Raw genomic sequence first — 16,678 nt, forward strand, 5'->3', positions numbered from 1 at the left:
GGTCAGGAGGCCGCGAGGCCCGCGCGGAGCGCGGTGGTGATCTCGACGGTGCGACGCGCCTGGTACTCGATGGCGGCCAGGTTGTCCTCGGTGACGTTGCCCGCCTCGTTGCGCGAGACGCTGCTGACGCCGTACGGGTTCCCGTTGGTCGGCGCGAGCTGGATCGGGTCGGCGACGCCGGGCGGGACGATGATCGCGCCCCAGTGGTAGAAGGCGTTGTTCAGCGCGAGCAGGGTGCTCTCCTGGCCGCCGTGGAGGGTGGCGGTGGAGGTGAACGAGGACATCACCTTGTTCAGCAGCCCGCGCTTGGAGTGCAGCGGGAGGGTCTGGTCGATGAACTGCTTGAGGGAGGCGGCGGGCAGGCCGTAGCGGCCCGGGGTGCCCCACAGCACGGCGTCGGCCCATTCGAGGTCGTCGAGCGTGGCCTCGGGGATGTCGGCGACGGCGTCCAGGTGCTGGGCCCAGTTCGCGTTCCAGGTGTCGTTGCCCGGGACGACCGTCTCGGTGGTGAGTTCGGCGGTGCGGCGCAGCCGCACCTCCGCGCCCGCCTTCTCGGCCGCGGCCGCGGCGGCCACGGCGAGCTGGTGGACGTTCCCCTGCGAGGAGTAGTAGATGACGGCGACCTTGGTCATATCCGGGGTTCCCTCGGTTTCGTTCGGCTGGAATGCACCGATCCTGTGCGAGGAGGCGGACGCGGCCAACGGCCCGCCGGACTTTCCGTCAACTGCTCAGCTCGCTAGGTCAGGTCGGTCACCGAGGTCCGTCAGGTACCCGTGGTCGAGCCCCTCCTGCCGGCCCGAATCGGTCAGGTCCACGATGTCGCCGTCGACTCCGCGACGGGCCTGCGGTCGGCCGCTGAGCAGGGCGATGGCGTGCGCGGCGGAGGCCAGGGTGGCGTGCCGGTGCCAGCCGTTGAAGGAGCGTCCGGAGAAGTCGCGGATGCCGACCTGGTCGGCTACCTCGGTCAGGTCGCGGTCGACGCGGTGGGTGAGGCGGATCAACTGGGTCAGCTCGGCCGGGCGCAGTGCCGTCAGGTCGGTGAGCCACAGCTCGGCCGGCCACTGTCCGGTGTCGGTGACGCCGAGCAGCAGGAGTTCCTCGGGGCGGCCGCCGGGGCGGCCCACGGGGGTGCGGGTGTCGGCGGTGAGGGTGGCGGAGACGGAGACCAGGGAGCCGGGCCGGCGGACGGCCCGCAGGTGCGGCGCCTGGCCCGGCGGCCCGGCCTGGCCGGTCGTGCCGGCGCCCTGCCGGCGGGGATCGGGGCGGCGCATGTGCCAGGCGGTGGACATGATCTGCTGGGCCGTCATGCTGGCGCCGCGTCTGGGGAACGTCGGCTCCAGTACGGTCAGGCGCACGGAGGGGTCGACGCGCAGCAGCCAGGGCGTGCCGGCGGCCCGGAGCCGGTGGACGGTGGTGAGGACGTCGGCGTTGCGGGCGTCCATCACCAGGGGGCGGATGGGCAGGCCCGACCCGCGGATCATCCCGAGGTAGGCCTCGACCGAGCACTGGGCGAGGCTTTCCTGCACGGTGGTCTCGGGAATGGAGGCCTGGCTGCGCCGGTTGTGGTCCTCCAGCCAGCGGGACGTCAGGTGCAGCCGCCAGTGCAGGGGCGAGCTCCAGTCCTCGGCGGCGGCCCAGACGCCCACCGCCTGCTGCGCGTTGATGACCTGACCCAGTTCCGGCACGAAGCGGCGTTCGACGCCCACGGAGGTCTCCCCCGCCTTCGGGATGATCATCGGCCGTACGACGTAGGCCTGGGGCGGCGCCATGCGTTCGATGTGCTGGGCCAGGGCCCGGCGGACCGGCGTCCAGTCCCAGGTGGAGCTGGAGATGAAGTGGTGCAGGCTCTGTTCGGCGGCGTCGCCGCCGAGCAGGGTCGCGATGTTGCGGATGGACTTGCGGCCCTCGGCGCCGAGCAGTCCCCGGACGTAGTGGATGGCCTTCACGCGCTGGTCGGTGCGCGGCATGGACGCGAAGAGGCCCGAGCACAGCTCGAACACCACCGCGTCCTGACCGTCGGCGCGTCGGGTGGTGCGCGGTCCGGCGCACTCGACGGCTCCGTGGTCGTCGCCGTCGTGCTCCGCCGGCCGGATCTCGCCGCCGGTGACGGCCCCGCCGGTGGTGCGGTCGGGCGTCCTCGTGCCGGCCCCGGCGACGCTGCCGGTTGCCCCGTTGACGCCGGTCGAACCGGTCGTGTCGTCGTGCCGCAGGATCGTGCTCCTCATGGAAGTCTCCCCTCCGGCCGGGGGTCCGCCCCGGCCAGCCCGCCTGCCTGTGTCTGCTGGGCGACTGCCGTGTCGGGGCACGACGGTCGCAAGGACGCAGCCTCATGCCAGGCGACCAAGCGGAGGCAAAGGAACGGAAAATCCGGACTACGTGAGGGGGCGCCCGGCGTACGCCGCCTCCCGTCCCGGCACCGGCAGGGGCGCCTGCTCCCGACCCGACTGCTCCGCGCCGCCCATGAGCGCGAGCCGGATCAGTTCCGGGATCCGGAAGGTCGGTACGGCCGCTTCCGGGGACGCGGTGTAGGTCAACGGCCCCAGTTCCACCGCGTGGTGGTCGAGCAGGATGCCCAGCACCTGCTCGGCGGCGTCGGAGGGGACGCCCAGCAGTTGCGCCGCGTCGCGGACGCCGAACGTGCCGACGACCGAGCGGCTGAGCACGGTCAGTGCCTCGCGCGCGCGGCCGGGGAGCCTGGCGCAGGACTGTTCCACCCGGGCGAGGACGTCCCAGGTGCCTGCGCGCAGTTCTACCCGCCTTTGGCTCTCGTTCGCCAGTCGTTCGGCGAAATCGGTCGCCGACCACATGGGGCGGGCGTCGAGGGTCTCGCCCATCGCCCGGATGCCGAGCGGGACGTGACCCATGAGGCGCACGATGCTCCGCACGGCGGCGGGGTGGCCCGAGGCCCGCTCGGGGCCGATCACCGAGGAGAACAGGGCGGCCCCGTCGTCGGTGCTCATCGGTCCCACCGTCAGGTGCGCGGCGCCGGGCAGTCCGGGCAGCCGCACCCGTGAGGTGGCGATGACCGTGCTGCGGTCGCCGCCGGGCAGCAGCGGCAGGATCTGCCGGGCGGACGCGGCGTCCTCCAGGAGCAGCAGCAGGGCCCGGCCCGCCGTGTGGTCGCGGAACCGGCGGGCGAGTTCGTCCTCGGCCCAGCCGCCGGGGTCACCGTCCGCGGTCGGTACGGAGTCCAGGTGCAGGTCGCGCAGGAACGAGCGCAGGATCAGCGTCGGGTTGAGCGGGGTCTCCCGGTCGCTGTGCAGGCGCGCGTAGAGCTGCCCGTCGGGGAACCGGCCGCTGAGCAGGTGCGCGGCCCGTACCGCGAGGACGCTCTTGCCCGCGCCGATGCCGCCGAGGACGGTCACGATGCGCGGGGCGGTGCGCCGCTGCGCGTCGTCCCCGGGGGCGGCGAGCGCCAGCAGCCGGTCGAGCTCCTGGCGGCGGCCGGTGAAGTCGGGCGTGTCGGAGGGGAGCTGGGACAGTCGGGGCAGGGTCGGGGCCGGCCGCGCGGACACGGTGAGGGGCGCGGGCGCCCCCGGCGACGCCTGCGCGAGGGGGACCGCGAGCGGCGGCGCGAGCGGGTCGGGGCCGGCCTGCGCCGGCGCCATGGCGAGGGGGGCCGCCAGCGCCGCGCCCCCGGCCGCGAGCGCCCCCGGGAGCGCGCCCGGCTGCGTCGGGAGGGGCTGCCCCGGACGGCCGCCGGGGTCGCCCGCGCGCACGAGGTGGGCGGGGGTTGCCACGCCGAGCGAGGGCGCGGCGCTGAGCACCTCCTGCTGGAGCTTGCGCACCCAGTCGGAGGGCTCGATGCCGAGCTCCCGCACGAGGTTGCGGCGCAGCCGGGTGAAGGCGTCGAGGGCCGTGGCGCGCTGTCCGGAGCGGTGCGCGGCGAGCACCAGGTCGGCGGCGAGCCGCTCGTTGAGCGGGTGTTCGGCGGTGAGCTGACGCAGTTCGTCGAGGAGCGCGCCGTGCCGGCCGAGCTGGAGGTCGGCCTGGATCCGCATCTCCAGGGCGCTGATCCTCGTCGCCTCGATCCGGGTGATCCGGGCGGCCAGTTCGGGCCCCGCGGGGACGTCGGCGAAGGCGTCTCCGCGCCACAGGGCGAGGGCGCCGCGCAAGGTGGCGGCCGCCTCTTCCGCGCGACCCGCGTCAAGGGCGGTTCGGGCCGTTCCCACCCGGCGTTCGAAGTCCCAGAGGTCGACCTCCTCCGGGCGCAGTCGCAGGAGGTAGCCGTTGCTGCGGGTCTCCAGGCGTTCCGGATCCTGCCGGCCGAGGGGTCGGTCGAGGGCCCGGCGCAGTTGGTAGACGTACGTCTGGACGGTCTTGCGGGCCAGCCGCGGCGGGTCCGCCTCCCAGAGTTCCTCGATCAGCGCGGTGAGCGGGACCGGTCGGCCGGCGCGCAGCAGGAGGACCGCGAGGACCCGCCTGACCTGCGGGGCCGTGGGGGTTCGGGACGCTCCGTCCAGGCTCACTTCGAGGGGGCCCAGCACACCGATGCGCAGCGCCGGCTCCCCGGGTGCGGCGGGTTCCCGCGAGACCAGCGCGATGGACTCCATGGACGGCTCCTCTCTGCACGGTGCGCCCTACCGGCCCGCCGCTTCGAAAACATACGCGAGCGGCGGTATACGGCCGGTCACTCCTCGCTATGGTCCGGCTCGCGTTCCCCGAAGAGCCCCGACGGGCCCGGTCGCAGGGGCGGATCGACGGTTTCAGGGGCGCGTGTTCCAGCCGGCCACCACCGGAAGTCCGTGCTCCGTGGACAGCACGCCCACCGTGCCGGTGCGCAGCAGGAACAGCCCTCCGCCCGCGGGGGGCAGGCCGAGGTAGCGGGCCGTCAGCACGCGCAGGAAGTGGCCGTGGGCGACGAGCACGGCCTCGCCCCGGTCGGCGGCCAGGACCGGGGCGACCCGGGCCAGGACCCGGTCCGCCCGGGCGCCGACCTGCTCGGCGCTCTCGCCCGGGTGGTCGGCGTCGCCCGGGGGCACCCCGTCGCTCCACAGGGACCAGTCGGGGTGGGTGCGTCGGATCTCGGCGGTGGTGACGCCCTCGTAGCCGCCGTAGTCCCATTCGTGGAGGTCGGGGTCGGGGACGCCGCCGCTCAGCCCGGCGAGTTGCGCCGTGGCCACGGCCCGGCTGAGGGGGCTGGTGAGCACCAGGGCGGGGTGGCGGTCGCGGAAGTACGGGGCCAGGGAGAGGGCCTCGTCGACCCCTCGCGCGGTCAGCGGGACGTCCGTCAGCCCGGTGTGGCGTCCCGTGGCGCTCCAGTCCGTCTCACCGTGTCGTACCAGCAGCAGATCACTCATGGTGGGGACCCTAGGTCGTGACGGGGTCGGGCCCGGCATGTCGGCGGGGGCGGGGCGGGTCGGCGTGTCACGCTCGGGCGTCATGAACGGTGCGCAATCCCCGGAGCCCTGCGCCCCGCGCCCGTCCCCGGTGCGGCTGACGTGGCCGCTGCTGGTGCTGACCTGGGTGACGGGGGTCGTCGAGGCCGTCAGTCTGCTCGCGCTGGGGCCGGTCTTCACCGCGATGCAGACCGGGAACGTGCTCTTCCTGGCCTTCGGCGCCGCCCACGTGGGCGACCTCCCCGCCCTGGCGCCGGCCCTGTCGCTGCTCTCGTTCGCCGTGGGCGCCGTGTGCGCCGCGCGCCTGGAGGCTGCGGCGGAGTCCCGGGGCGCGCATTGGTTCGTGAGGGGGCTGGCCGTCGAGGGGACGCTGCTCCTGGGCGCGGCGGCCGTCGCCTGGGGCCTCGAACCCCGCTACGGGGCGCCGGCCGCCCGGCACCTGGCCGCGGCGGCCCTCCTCGCGATGGCCATGGGGTTCCGCAACGTCACGAGCATGCGGGTGAACCTGCCCGGGGTCCCGACCACCCTGGTCACCCGCTCGATGACCGCCTTCCTGGGCGGCTCGGCCCTCGGCCGCGACAGCGCCTTCGGCTACGGCACGGGCGCGTGGGGGCGACGGGCCTGGGCGATCGCGGCGATGTTCACGGGCGGGCTCACCGGTGGCCTCCTGATCCGCGCGGGCTGGACGGTGAACTGGCTGCTGCTGCCCGCCGCCGTCCTGGTCCTGGGCGTGGCGCTGACCCACCGGCGCGGGCCCGCCCTGCGCAGCGCGCGCTGATCCCCGCTCCCCCGCGCACGGGGCCGGCCGCACCGCTTCGGGATTCGCTGCGAAATCGATGCGAGTTGGTGGGGGCGCCCCTCCTCGCGAGGCTCGTGTCATGGACGACGACCCCTCCGAGGACCGGGGCACCGCCCTCGCCGACACCGTCCTCGCCACCGGCTTCGCGGCGGGGGACGAGGACTGCGTGGCGGCCGCCTACCGGCGCTGGCGGCCCCTGGTGCTCTCCCTGGCCCGGCGCGCGCTCGGCGACGAGGGCGAGGCCGAGGACGTGACCCAGCAGGTGTTCCTGGCGGCCTGGCGCGGCCGGGGCGGCTACCGCCCCTCGCCGGGCGGGCTCGGGGCCTGGCTCACCGGCATCACCCGGCACAAGATCGCCGACGCCCTGGAGGCGCGGACCCGCCGGGCCCGCGCGGCGGCGGCCGCGGCGGCCACGCACGGGGTGCCCGCGCTCCGGGACGGCCCCGCCGCCGTCACCGACCGGTCCCGCGACCCGGAACGGGCGCTGGACCGGGTCCTGGTCCTCGGGGAACTGGCCCGATTGCCTTCGGCGCAGCGGCGCGTCCTGTGCCTCGCCTTCTACGCCGACCTGACCCAGAGCCAGATCGCCGACCGGACCGGGATCCCGCTGGGCACCGTCAAGAGCCACATGCGGCGGGCTCTGGGGGTCCTGCGCCTGTCCCTGGGGCCGGTCCCGGAGCCGGCGGGGGCGCTGTCGGGTCCACCGGCGGCGACACCAGTGCCGAGATGACCTCCAGCCCCGAGCGCAGCCCGAACAGCCGCTCCGTGCGCGGCGCCCGCGTCCGCGGGTCCCAGCCCGGCCCCGCCAGCAGCAGCGCCGAGTGGCCGCGCGCCCCGCGCAGCCCCCATTCGATGCCGGCCACCGACCGGGCGAGGGCCCCGTCGGCGGTGGTCCGCGACTGCGACCAGAGCACGGCGGCCCTCGGCCCCGTACGCCGCACCGCGTCGCGCAGCGCCTCGGCGGGCAGCGCGGCGCCGAACATCCGTACCGGCAGGCCCCGTTCGCCGAGGGCCGCGGCCAACGCCTCGATGGGCAGGCTGTGCAGCTCCCCGGGCACGCACGCGAGGAGCACCGGCGCCACGTCGGGCCGTCGCGGGGCGGGCCTGATCCGGTGCAGGGCGGCCGAGACGTGCCAGGACAGCAGGTGTTCCACCTCGACGTAACGCTCCCCCGCCGAGGCCCACTTGCGGCCCACCGCGTGCAGGGTCGGGGTGATGACCTCCTCCCACGTGGTGACCAGCCCGAACTCGGTCAGGGCGGCTTCGAGGAGGTCGGCCACGACCTGCGCGTCCAGGCGTACGGCGGCCCGTGCGAGCCCCCGCGCCTCCGGCCGGACCTCCCCGAGCGGGAGGGTGCCGGGCCCGCCCGGGGTCACCCTCGCGCCGGGGGTCGAGGGGAGGGCGGCGGGGGCGGCGCCGAGCGCGGCCCGGGCCGCCTCGGACGGGGGGACGCCGCGCGCGGTGAGGCGGCACATCTCCTCCAGCCGGGCGATGTCGGCCGGGGTCCACCGCCGGTGGCGGCCGTCCTCGCGCAGGGCGGGGCCGATGGCGTAGCGGCGTTCCCAGGAACGCAGCGTCGTCGGGGACACCCCCAGGCGGCGGGCGACGGCTCCGGTGCTCAGCGCGGCCCCGCCGGGCCCGTGCGCGGCGGCCTCGGCGGCGCCGGCGAGGGCCGGTTCGACGGAGGGCGGTCCGGCGAGGGGCGGTCGGGTGGAGGGCGGCGGTGCGGGGTCCACCCGGTCACGATACGTCGCCGGAGCGCCCCCGGCGGAACCGGTCGAGGCCGTCGGCGAGGTCGACCAACGGCGGCGGGTAGTCGTAGGCCGCCCGCTCGGCCTCGGGCAGCCGCCACGGCTCGTGCACGCCCGGGGCCGCGAGTCCCGCCAACTCCGGTACCCAGCGGTGCACGTAGCGGCCCTCGGGGTCGTAGCGCAGGCCCTGGCGGACGGGGTTGAGGACCCGGTTGGGGCGGGTGTCGGTGCCGGTGCCGGCCACCCACTGCCAGTTGAGCTGGTTGTTGGCCACGTCGCCGTCCACGAGGAGGTCCAGGAAGTGGCGGGCCCCGACGCGCCAGTCCACGTAGAGGGTCTTGGTCAGGAAGCTCGCGGCCAGCAGGCGGGCCCGGTTGTGCATCCAGCCCTCGTGGCGCAGTTGACGCATGGCGGCGTCGACCACCGGGTAGCCGGTGCGGCCCTCCTTCCAGGCCCGGATCTCCTCCTCGGCGGCCGGTCCGGTGCGCCAGGCGTCCCGGCGCGGCCGGTAGTCCAGGCGGGCCGCGCCGGGGCGGGCGGCGAGCACCTGGTGGTGGAAGTCGCGCCAGCACAGTTGGCGGACGAAGGCGTCGGCCCCGGGGCCCGGTGCGCCGGCGCAGCGGTGGACGACCTCGGTGGGCGAGAGGGTGCCGAAGTGCAGGTGCGGGGAGAAGCGGGAGGTGGCGTCGGCGGCGAGGTCGTCGTGGACCTCCTCGTAGGAACGGACCCCGGAGCGCAGCCAGTTGGTCAGCAGCCGGCGGGCGAGCGTCTCGCCTCCCCGCGCGAGGCCCGGGGAGGTTCCGCTCACGTCCGAGCGCCGGGGCACCTCCTCGGAGCGGATGTCCTCGGGGACGCGTACGAGGCGCGGGGCGGCGGCCACGGCCCGCGGTGGTAGTTCCGTCCAGCGGCGCAGGTAGGGCGTGAACACGGCGAAGTGGTCGGCCCCGGAGCCGCTGGGGAGCACCGCCCCGGGTGCCACGGCCGTGACGACCGTGTCGTGGACGTACAGTCGCCGGCCGCGCGCCTCCAGGGCGGTGCGCAGGCGTTCCTCCCGGGCGTGGGCGTAGGCGCTGACGCCGGCGGCCATGTGGACCTCGTCGGCGTCGGCCTCCTCCACGAGGGCCGTGACCTCGTCGACCACGTCCCCGGAGCGGATGACGAGGCGGCCGCCGCGTTCGCGCAGGCCCGCGTCGAGGTCGGCGAGGCAGTCGGCGAGGAAGGCGAGCCGGTTGGGCGCGGCGAACCCGGCGGCGTCGACGGCCCGGTCGCGGACGAAGAGGGGGACGACGCGGTCGCAGGCGGACTGTGCGGCGCGCAGCGGCGGGTGGTCGTGCAGGCGCAGGTCCGAGGTGTACAGGACCACGGCGGTGTTCATGGGGCTCGGCTCCGGGTCAGGGGCGGGGGCGGCTGTCGCCCGGTACTTCCCGGGCGGGGCCGCCGGCGGATGCGCCGGCGGCGGACGCGTCACGGTCGGACGCGTCGCCTTCGGCGGCCTCCCGCGCGGCCCGTTCCGCGCGCTCGGCGGCGCCCGCGATGTTGCGGGCCATTCCGCCGAAGACGACGGCGTGGAAGGGCGACACGCTCCACCAGTACAGGTGCCCGAGGAGGCCGTGGGGGTGGAACAGGGCCCGCTGCCGGTAGCGCGAGCGCACGCCCGGGCCGCCGACGGGCCCCGCCCCCTCCTCGCCCCCGGCGGCGCGGTCGCCGGCCACGCGTCCGTCACTCCCGGCATGTCCGTCACTCCCGGCAACGCCGTCGCGCCCGCCGCCGTCGCCGTCGCCCTCGTCGCCGGTCTCGTCCGCCGCGTACAGCTCCAGCCAGGCCAGGCCGGGCAGCCGCATCTCGGCGCGCAGCCGCAGCAGGCGGCCCGGCTCGATCTCCTCCACCCGCCAGAAGTCGAGCGAGTCGCCGACCCGCAGCCGGGCGGCGTCACGGCGTCCGCGGCGGATGCCGACGCCGCCGAAGAGGCGGTCCAGCCAGCCCCGTACGGCCCAGGCGAGCGGGAAGGAGTACCAGCCGTTCTCCCCGCCGATGCCCTCGACGACCTGCCACAGGGCGGCCCGCGAGGCCTCGACGTCCCGTTCCCGCTCGTCCTTGTAGAGGCTGCCGCCCGCCCAGTCGGGGTCGGTGGGCAGCGGGTCGCTGGGCGCGCCGGGCAGCGAGGCGGAGGACCAGCGGGTGGTGACGCGCGCCTCCCGCACCCGTTGGAGGGCGAGGTCGAGGGCCAGGTCGAAGCCGATCGGGGTGCCGGACGGATCGGGGACCCACCGGGCGATGTCGTGCTCGTCGCAGACCACCTCGTGGCGCAGCGATTCGGCGAGGGGGCGGGCGAGCCCCCTCGGGACGGGGGTGACCAGGCCGATCCAATGGCTGGACAGGCGCGGGGTGAGCATGGGGACGCGCAGGATGAGCCGCTTGGGCAGCCCCGCGACGACGGCGTAGCGGCGCATCATCTCCTCGTACGTGACCACGTCCGGGCCGCCGATGTCGAAGGCCCGGCTGACCTCCGGCGGCATGGTGGCGCTGCCGACGAGGTAGCGCAGCACGTCACGGACGGCGATGGGCTGGATCCGGGTCCCGACCCAGCTGGGGGTGACCATGACGGGCAGCCGTTCGGTGAGGTAGCGCAGCATCTCGAAGGAGGCGGAGCCCGAGCCGATGATGACGGCGGCGCGCAGGGCGGTGGTGGGCACCCCGGAGCCGAGGAGGATGCCGGCGACCTCGGCGCGCGAGCGCAGGTGCGGGGAGAGGTCCCGGGCGGGCACGTCCGAGGGGGTGAGGCCGCCGAGGTAGACAATGCGGCGCACCCCGGCGGCGCGGGCCTGCTCGGCGAAGATCCGGGCGGCGGCCCGGTCGCGCTCCTCGAAGCGGGGTCCGGTGCCGAGGGAGTGCACGAGGTAGTAGGCGACGTCGATGCCCTCCAGGGCCGCCGCGACGGAAGCCGCGTCGGTGACGTCGCCCCGGACCACCTCGGCGCGCCCCGCCCAGGGGTGGTCGCGCAGCTTCTCCGGGGTGCGGGCCAGGCACCTCACGCGGTGTCCGACGTCGAGGAGTTCGGGCACCAGACGGCCGCCGATGTAGCCGGTGGCCCCGGTGACCAGGCAGTGCAGGCCGGTCATGGACGTCTCCGCTCCTCGTGGGCCGCCGGCCCGTCCGCCGCCGGCCCCGCCGATGCCGTTCCCTCCCCGGGACATTTCCGTTCGCGGGTCGTGGTCGGATGCGCCGTACGCGCGGAAGGCCGCGTCCGCCCCCGAGGGGCGGCGCCGGAGGGTGGCCGACGGCGCACGACGACCGTAACCGGCGCGGGCCGCCCCGGCCCCTCGGGCCGCCGGACCCCCGCCCCCGGCTCCGCCCCCGGCTCCGCCACCGGCCCCGGCCCCGGCCCCGGGCCACCGACCACCGGCCGGCCGGCTCCTGGACGGCCCCGCGAGGGGGCCATTGGTACAGTCCAGGCATGGCGGTGGACGAGCTCGACACCCGAATCCTGCGCCTGCTGATCGAGCAGCCGCGCACCAGCGTCCGCGAGTACGCCCGGATCCTCGGCGTGGCACGCGGCACCCTCCAGGCCCGACTGGACAGGCTGGAACGCACCGGGGTGATCACCGGCACCGGCCCCGTCCTCTCCCCCGCCGCGCTGGGCCACCCGGTGCTGGCCTTCGTGCACATCGAGGTCACCCAGGGCCGGCTGGACGAGGTGGGCGACGCGCTGGCCTCCGTACCCGAGATCATCGAGGCGTTCTCGATCACCGGTGGCGGGGACCTCCTCACCCGGGTGGCGGCCCGCGACAACGCCCACCTGGAGGACGTGATCCAGCGCCTGATCCGGCTGCCCGGCGTGGTCCGCACCCGAACCGAGGTCGCCCTGCGCGAACGGGTGGCGCACCGGCTGCTGCCGCTGGTCGAATCCGTGGGACGGGCCGCCCGCAAACCCTGACAGGATGGTCGGGACAGGCATACGACCGGCAGGACGGGCACAACGGATGATTTCCGTCATATTCGATCTCGACGGCACCCTCGTGGACAGCGAGCCCAACTACTACGCGTCGGGCCGCCTCACCCTGGAGCGGCACGGAGTCCCCGATTTCACCTGGGAGCAGCACTCCCGGTTCATCGGCATCGGCACCCTCGAGACGCTGGAGATCCTCAAGGAGCGCTACGGCCTGTCGGCCCCGGTGGAACAGCTGCTGGCGGAGCAGAACGCCGCCTACCTGGAACTGGCCCGCACCGCCACGCCGGCCTTCCCCCGGATGCGCGCCTTCGTGGAGCGGCTGCACGCCGAGGGGATCCCCATGGCGGTGGCGTCCGGGTCCTCCCGTGAGGCGATCGACGCCGTCCTGGCGGGCACCGGCCTGGACGCGCTGCTGACCACGGTGGTCTCCGCCGAGGAGGTCGAGCACGGCAAGCCGGCCCCGGACGTGTTCCTGGAGGCGGCCCGCCGGCTGGGCGCGGCCCCCGCGGACTGCGTGGTCGTCGAGGACGCGGCGCCCGGCGCCCTGGCCGCCCGGGCCGCGGGGATGGCCTGCGTGGCGGTGCCCTACGTGGCGGAGACCGCGGGGGACCCGGCCTTCACCGGCGCCGGGCTGCTGTTCGCGGGCGGTCAGGCGGAGTTCAGCGCGGACGCGGCGTACGACTGGCTGAGCGCGCGGGCCGTCGGCTGATCCGCCCGGTCCGCCCGACCGGGAAGATCCGGGCACTGCCGCCAGTTGGTAGAACCGTGAACGATATGGCGCGGGGTGCGACGGACGCGGAAGCGACGGATGTCGACGTGGTGGTCATCGGTGCCGGGCAGGCGGGCCTGTCCGGGGCCTACCACCTGGCACGGGCGGGGATCGAGCACGTGGTCCTGGACCACGCGCCGCGCCCCGGCGGGGCCTGGCAGTTCCGCTGGCCCTCGCTGACCTACGGCAAGGTGCACGGCATGCACGCGCTGCCGGGCATGGAACTCGTCGGAGCCGACCCGCTGCGGCCCTCCTCCGAGGTCATCGGCGCGTACTTCGCGGCCTACGAGGAGCGCTTCGACCTTCGCGTACGCCGCCCCGTGGACGTGAGCGCGGTGCGCGACGCGGGGAGCAGGCTGCTGGTGGAGTCCTCGGGCGGCCTCTGGTCGGCGCGGGCCCTGATCAACGCCACCGGTACCTGGGACAGGCCGTTCTGGCCCCGCTACCCGGGGCAGGAGCTGTTCCGGGGTCGACAGCTGCACACGGCGAACTATCCGGGTCCCGAGGAGTTCGCGGGCGCCCGGGTCTTGGTCGTGGGCGGTGGCACCTCGGCCGTGCAGCACCTGCTGGAGATCTCCGAGGGTGCCGCGCGGACGACCTGGGTGACCCGCAGGCCGCCGGTGTTCCGCGAGGGGCCGTTCGGCGAGGCCGACGGACGCGCGGCGGTCGCCCTGGTGGAGGAGCGGGTGCGGCGGGGCCTGCCGCCCCGCAGCGTGGTCAGCGTGACCGGACTCGCCCTGACCGAGGCCGTGCGCGCCGGGCGGGAATCGGGCGTGCTGGACCGGCTCCCGATGTTCGACCGCGTCACCCCGACCGGGGTGGCCTGGGCGGACGGACGGATCCTGGACGTCGACGTCATCCTGTGGGCCACCGGGTTCCGGGCCGCCGTCGACCACCTGGCGCCGCTGCGGCTGCGCGAGAGCGGGGGCGGCATCCGCGTCGAGGGCACGCGGGCGGTCCGCGACGAGCGGGTCCACCTGGTCGGCTACGGCCCCTCGGCCTCCACCATCGGCGCCAACCGCGCGGGCGGCGCCGCCGTCCGCGAGATCCGCCGCCTCCTGGCGGCACCGGCCGGGGCCCCGGCCCCGGGGGGTGCGCAGGCGCCGGCGACGGTCTGAGCCGTCCGAGCCGGCGGCGCCTCGACCGCCGGTGGGAGCGGGACCCGGAACGGATCGGCGGCCACGGCCGCCGAAGGCGGGGCCGGGCCGGGGCCGCCCCCGGATCACCGCCCGGGGGCGGCCCCGGCGGCGGGCGGGCCCGCCGGGGCGCGTGGCGGCGTACCGGCCGCGGCCCGGAGCCGGTTGAACTCCGCGACGTGCTTCCTGTGCTCGTCGTACGTGGCGGAGAACCGGGTGTCGCCGGGCTTGACGGTGACGAAGAACAACCAGTCGCCGGGGGTCGGGGCGACCGCCGCCGCCATCGCCCGCAGCCCGGGGCTGTCGATGGGGGTGGGGGGCAGGCCCTGGCGCGCGTAGGTGTTGAAGGGGTGGTCGATGCGGGTGTCGGCGATCGTGGTGTCCACGGTGCTGCGCCCCAGGGCGTAGTTGAGCGTGGAGTCCATCTGGAGCGGCATCGACCTGGCCAGCCGGTTGTGCACCACCCGCGCGACCTTGCCCATGTCGGCCGGGGAATCGACCTCCGCCTCGATGACGCTGGCGAGGGTGGCCGTCTGGTACGGGGTCATGCCGTGCGCCTTGCCGCCGTCCGCGACGGCCCGGGTGGCGAGGTTCCGGTTGGCGGTCCGCACCATGTCGGCGAGCAGCGAGGCCGGGGTGGACTTCGAGGTCACCGGGTACGTCGCCGGGAAGAGGTAGCCCTCCGGGTTGCCCTTCGCCTCGGCGGGCAGGGCCAGTGCGGCCGTGGCCGCGGCGGCCTTGGTGGATCCGGCGGGGAGCTTCAGCTCGCGGTCGACGGCGGCGTACACCTGTGGGGCGCGCCAGCCCTCGGGGATCACCATCCGGCGCGGCTTCTCCGGCGCCTCCTCGTGGTGCAGGAGCGGGACCAGGGTGATGACCCCGAGCCCGAGCAGCGTACCGAGGAAGAGCGCCAGGCGGCCTCGGCGGGTCAGCCGGGAGCGGCTCTGTGGCGGCAGGTGCTCATGAGGCATACGGGCAAGCTAACCCCCGTATCGCCACATTCGAGTCAGAACACCCTCCGGTCCGTCATACGATCACACGTTCACCGGAGTGGGTACGGGCCCCTGCGCCTCGTCCCGCCCGGACGGCCGGCCCTCCGACCCGGCGGAGGTCCGCGCGGCGTCCCGGTCCCGGCGCACGAGGGCGGCGTACCGGCCGCCGGCACCGATCAGCTCCTCGTGGGTACCGCGCTCGGCGATCCGGCCGGCGTCGAGGACCACGATCTGATCGGCGTCGCGGATCGTGGAGAGGCGGTGCGCGATCGTGATGGTGGTCCGTCCCTGCGAGAGGTTGTCGATGGCGCGCTGCACGGCGTGCTCGGTGCGGGTGTCGAGGGCGCTGGTGGCCTCGTCGAGGATGAGCACCGGCGGGTCGCGCAGGATGGTGCGGGCGATCGCGAGGCGCTGCTTCTCGCCGCCGGAGAAGCGGTAGCCGCGCTCGCCGACGAGGGTGTCGTAGCCGTCCGGCAGCGAGGCGATGTGGTCGTGGATCTGGGCCGCGCGGGCGGCCTCGACGATCTCCTCGTCGGTGGCGTCGGGCTTGGCGAAGCGCAGGTTGTCGCCGACCGAGGCGTGGAAGAGGTAGGTCTCCTGGGAGACCACGCCGATGGAGCGGGCGAGGGAGTCGAAGTCGAGGTCGCGTACGTCCACCCCGTCGAGGGCGACCCGGCCGCCGGTCACGTCGTAGAGGCGCGGCACGAGGTAGCTGAGGGTGCTCTTGCCGGATCCGGTCGGGCCGACCACGGCCAGGGAGCCGCCGGCGGGGACGGTGATGTCGATGCCGCTGAGGGTGGGGCCGCCCTTGGCCTCGTAGGCGAAGTGCACGTCCTCCAGGCGGACCTCCCCCTTGGCCCGGTCCAGGCGCATCGGCTCGGCGCGCTCGGTGATGTCCACGGGCAGGTCGAGGTACTCGAAGATGCGGGCGAACAGGGCGAGCGAGGTCTGGATCTGCACGCCGGTCGACAGCAGGCTGACGGTGGGGCGGAAGAGACCCTGCTGGAGGGTGACGAAGGCGACGAGGGTGCCGACGGAGAGCGAGGGCGCGCCCGTCTGGAGGGCCAGACCGGCGGCCCAGTAGATCAGCGCGGGCATGGCGGCCATGACGATGCCGATGGTGGACATCCGCCACCGGCCGGCCATGCTGGAGCGCACCTCCAGCCCGACGAGCTTCTCGGACTCCTCGGCGAAGGCGTCGGTCAGGGACGCGGAGCGGCCCATGGTGCGGCCGAGCAGGATTCCGCTCACCGAGAGGGACTCGGTGACGGTGGCGGCCATCGCCGCCATCTGGCGCTGGCGCTGCATGGTGATCCGCTTGCGCTCGCGGCCGACCCGGCGGCTGATCCACACGAACAGCGGCAGCAGGAGCAGCGAGACCACGGTCAGGCGCCAGTCGAGCGCGAGCATCGCGACGACGGAGGCGATGACGGCGGTCAGGTTCGAGACGAGGGAGGTCGCGGTCGAGGTGACCGTGGCCTGCATGCCCCCGATGTCGTTGGCGATGCGGGACTGCACCTCACCGGTGCGGGTGCGGGTGAAGAAGGCCAGCGGCATGCGCTGGAGCTGCGCGTACACGGCGGTCCGCAGGTCGTGCATGACGCGCTGACCGACCGTGGTGGAGATCAGGGTCTGGAGCACGCCGAAGACGCTGGTGACGACGGCGGTCAGGATCATGCCGAGCGCGAGCAGGCTGAGCAGGCCCGTGCGCCCCTGGGGTATCGCGACGTCCAGGATCTCCTTGAGCAGGAACGGCGACGCCACGCCGACCAGCGAGGAGGCGGCCACGAGGGCGCCGACGAGCGCGAGCCGGCCGCGGTAGGGGCGGAACAGGGCGACGATGCGGCGCAGTTCGCGCGGGCGGTCCGACGGAGCCGGGCGGGAGGGGTCGAGGGCTTCGTTCGATGGTGTCCAAGTCGGTTCTTCGGGGCGCATGGGCCTCC

13 protein-coding genes and 1 pseudogene are annotated in these 16,678 nt (G+C 75.2%); 5 read left to right on the forward strand and 9 right to left on the reverse strand.

What is annotated here, in order from left to right; translation table 11 throughout:
- Window positions 1-2 precede the first annotated feature (2 nt).
- The 4 genes and pseudogenes from ACZ6ZI_RS07555 to ACZ6ZI_RS07570 form a co-directional block, all read right to left on the reverse strand.
- Window positions 3-632: an NAD(P)H-dependent oxidoreductase gene (locus ACZ6ZI_RS07555; RefSeq protein ID WP_363055374.1), complete on the reverse strand. Its 630-nt coding sequence runs from the start codon at window positions 630-632 to the stop codon at window positions 3-5.
- A gap of 213 nt (window positions 633-845) precedes the next feature.
- A pseudogene (locus ACZ6ZI_RS07560) lies at window positions 846-2,225 on the reverse strand (IS701 family transposase); the annotation flags it as partial.
- A 147-nt stretch (window positions 2,226-2,372) separates the two neighbouring features.
- Window positions 2,373-4,553, reverse strand: a complete 2,181-nt coding sequence (locus ACZ6ZI_RS07565) for a BTAD domain-containing putative transcriptional regulator (protein ID WP_469517413.1) — start codon at window positions 4,551-4,553, stop codon at window positions 2,373-2,375.
- Between the two features lie 153 nt (window positions 4,554-4,706).
- The gene (locus tag ACZ6ZI_RS07570; protein WP_469517415.1) at window positions 4,707-5,300 is read right to left on the reverse strand and encodes a histidine phosphatase family protein; all 594 of its coding nucleotides are present in this window, start codon (window positions 5,298-5,300) and stop codon (window positions 4,707-4,709) included.
- An 82-nt stretch (window positions 5,301-5,382) separates the two neighbouring features.
- Between ACZ6ZI_RS07570 and ACZ6ZI_RS07575 the strand changes: the two genes are divergently transcribed.
- The gene (locus ACZ6ZI_RS07575) at window positions 5,383-6,117 is read left to right on the forward strand and encodes a YoaK family protein (protein ID WP_469517418.1); all 735 of its coding nucleotides are present in this window, start codon (window positions 5,383-5,385) and stop codon (window positions 6,115-6,117) included.
- A 100-nt stretch (window positions 6,118-6,217) separates the two neighbouring features.
- Window positions 6,218-6,868, forward strand: a complete 651-nt coding sequence (locus ACZ6ZI_RS07580; RefSeq protein WP_469517422.1) for an RNA polymerase sigma factor — start codon at window positions 6,218-6,220, stop codon at window positions 6,866-6,868.
- Here ACZ6ZI_RS07580 and ACZ6ZI_RS07585 read toward each other — a convergent pair.
- From ACZ6ZI_RS07585 to ACZ6ZI_RS07595, 3 genes are all read right to left on the reverse strand, one after another.
- Window positions 6,756-7,760, reverse strand: a complete 1,005-nt coding sequence (locus ACZ6ZI_RS07585; RefSeq protein ID WP_469517694.1) for a MerR family transcriptional regulator — start codon at window positions 7,758-7,760, stop codon at window positions 6,756-6,758. The two genes, ACZ6ZI_RS07580 and ACZ6ZI_RS07585, sit on opposite strands and share 113 nt — an antisense overlap.
- A 118-nt stretch (window positions 7,761-7,878) precedes the next feature.
- Complete coding sequence (locus ACZ6ZI_RS07590) at window positions 7,879-9,264, reverse strand: cryptochrome/photolyase family protein (protein ID WP_469517425.1); 1,386 nt, start codon at window positions 9,262-9,264, stop codon at window positions 7,879-7,881.
- A gap of 16 nt (window positions 9,265-9,280) precedes the next feature.
- Window positions 9,281-11,008 (reverse strand): SDR family oxidoreductase, encoded by a 1,728-nt coding sequence (locus ACZ6ZI_RS07595; RefSeq protein WP_469517427.1) that lies wholly within the window; start codon window positions 11,006-11,008, stop codon window positions 9,281-9,283.
- Between the two features lie 335 nt (window positions 11,009-11,343).
- On the opposite strand from ACZ6ZI_RS07595, the gene ACZ6ZI_RS07600 reads away from it, so the two are divergent.
- The 3 genes from ACZ6ZI_RS07600 (at window position 11,344) to ACZ6ZI_RS07610 (ending at window position 13,725) form a co-directional block, all read left to right on the forward strand.
- Entirely contained in the window at window positions 11,344-11,823 is a 480-nt protein-coding gene (locus ACZ6ZI_RS07600) for an Lrp/AsnC family transcriptional regulator (protein WP_363055366.1), read from the forward strand.
- 46 nt (window positions 11,824-11,869) lie between these two features.
- A complete protein-coding gene (locus tag ACZ6ZI_RS07605; RefSeq protein ID WP_469517432.1) occupies window positions 11,870-12,547 on the forward strand; it encodes an HAD family hydrolase in 678 nt (225 codons plus the stop codon).
- 65 nt (window positions 12,548-12,612) lie between these two features.
- On the forward strand, window positions 12,613-13,725 hold the full coding sequence (locus ACZ6ZI_RS07610; RefSeq protein ID WP_469517698.1) for an FAD-dependent oxidoreductase: 1,113 nt from the start codon (window positions 12,613-12,615) through the stop codon (window positions 13,723-13,725).
- Window positions 13,726-13,829: 104 nt separating this feature from the next.
- Here ACZ6ZI_RS07610 and mltG read toward each other — a convergent pair whose 3' ends face one another.
- Both mltG and ACZ6ZI_RS07620 read right to left on the reverse strand, forming a co-directional pair.
- Window positions 13,830-14,714, reverse strand: coding sequence for an endolytic transglycosylase MltG (gene mltG, locus ACZ6ZI_RS07615; protein ID WP_469517435.1), 885 nt, complete (start codon window positions 14,712-14,714; stop codon window positions 13,830-13,832).
- A gap of 63 nt (window positions 14,715-14,777) precedes the next feature.
- A complete protein-coding gene (locus tag ACZ6ZI_RS07620; RefSeq protein ID WP_469517437.1) occupies window positions 14,778-16,670 on the reverse strand; it encodes an ABC transporter ATP-binding protein in 1,893 nt (630 codons plus the stop codon).
- Window positions 16,671-16,678 lie beyond the last annotated feature (8 nt).

The organism is Streptomyces sp. NPDC103540, assembly GCF_055584445.1.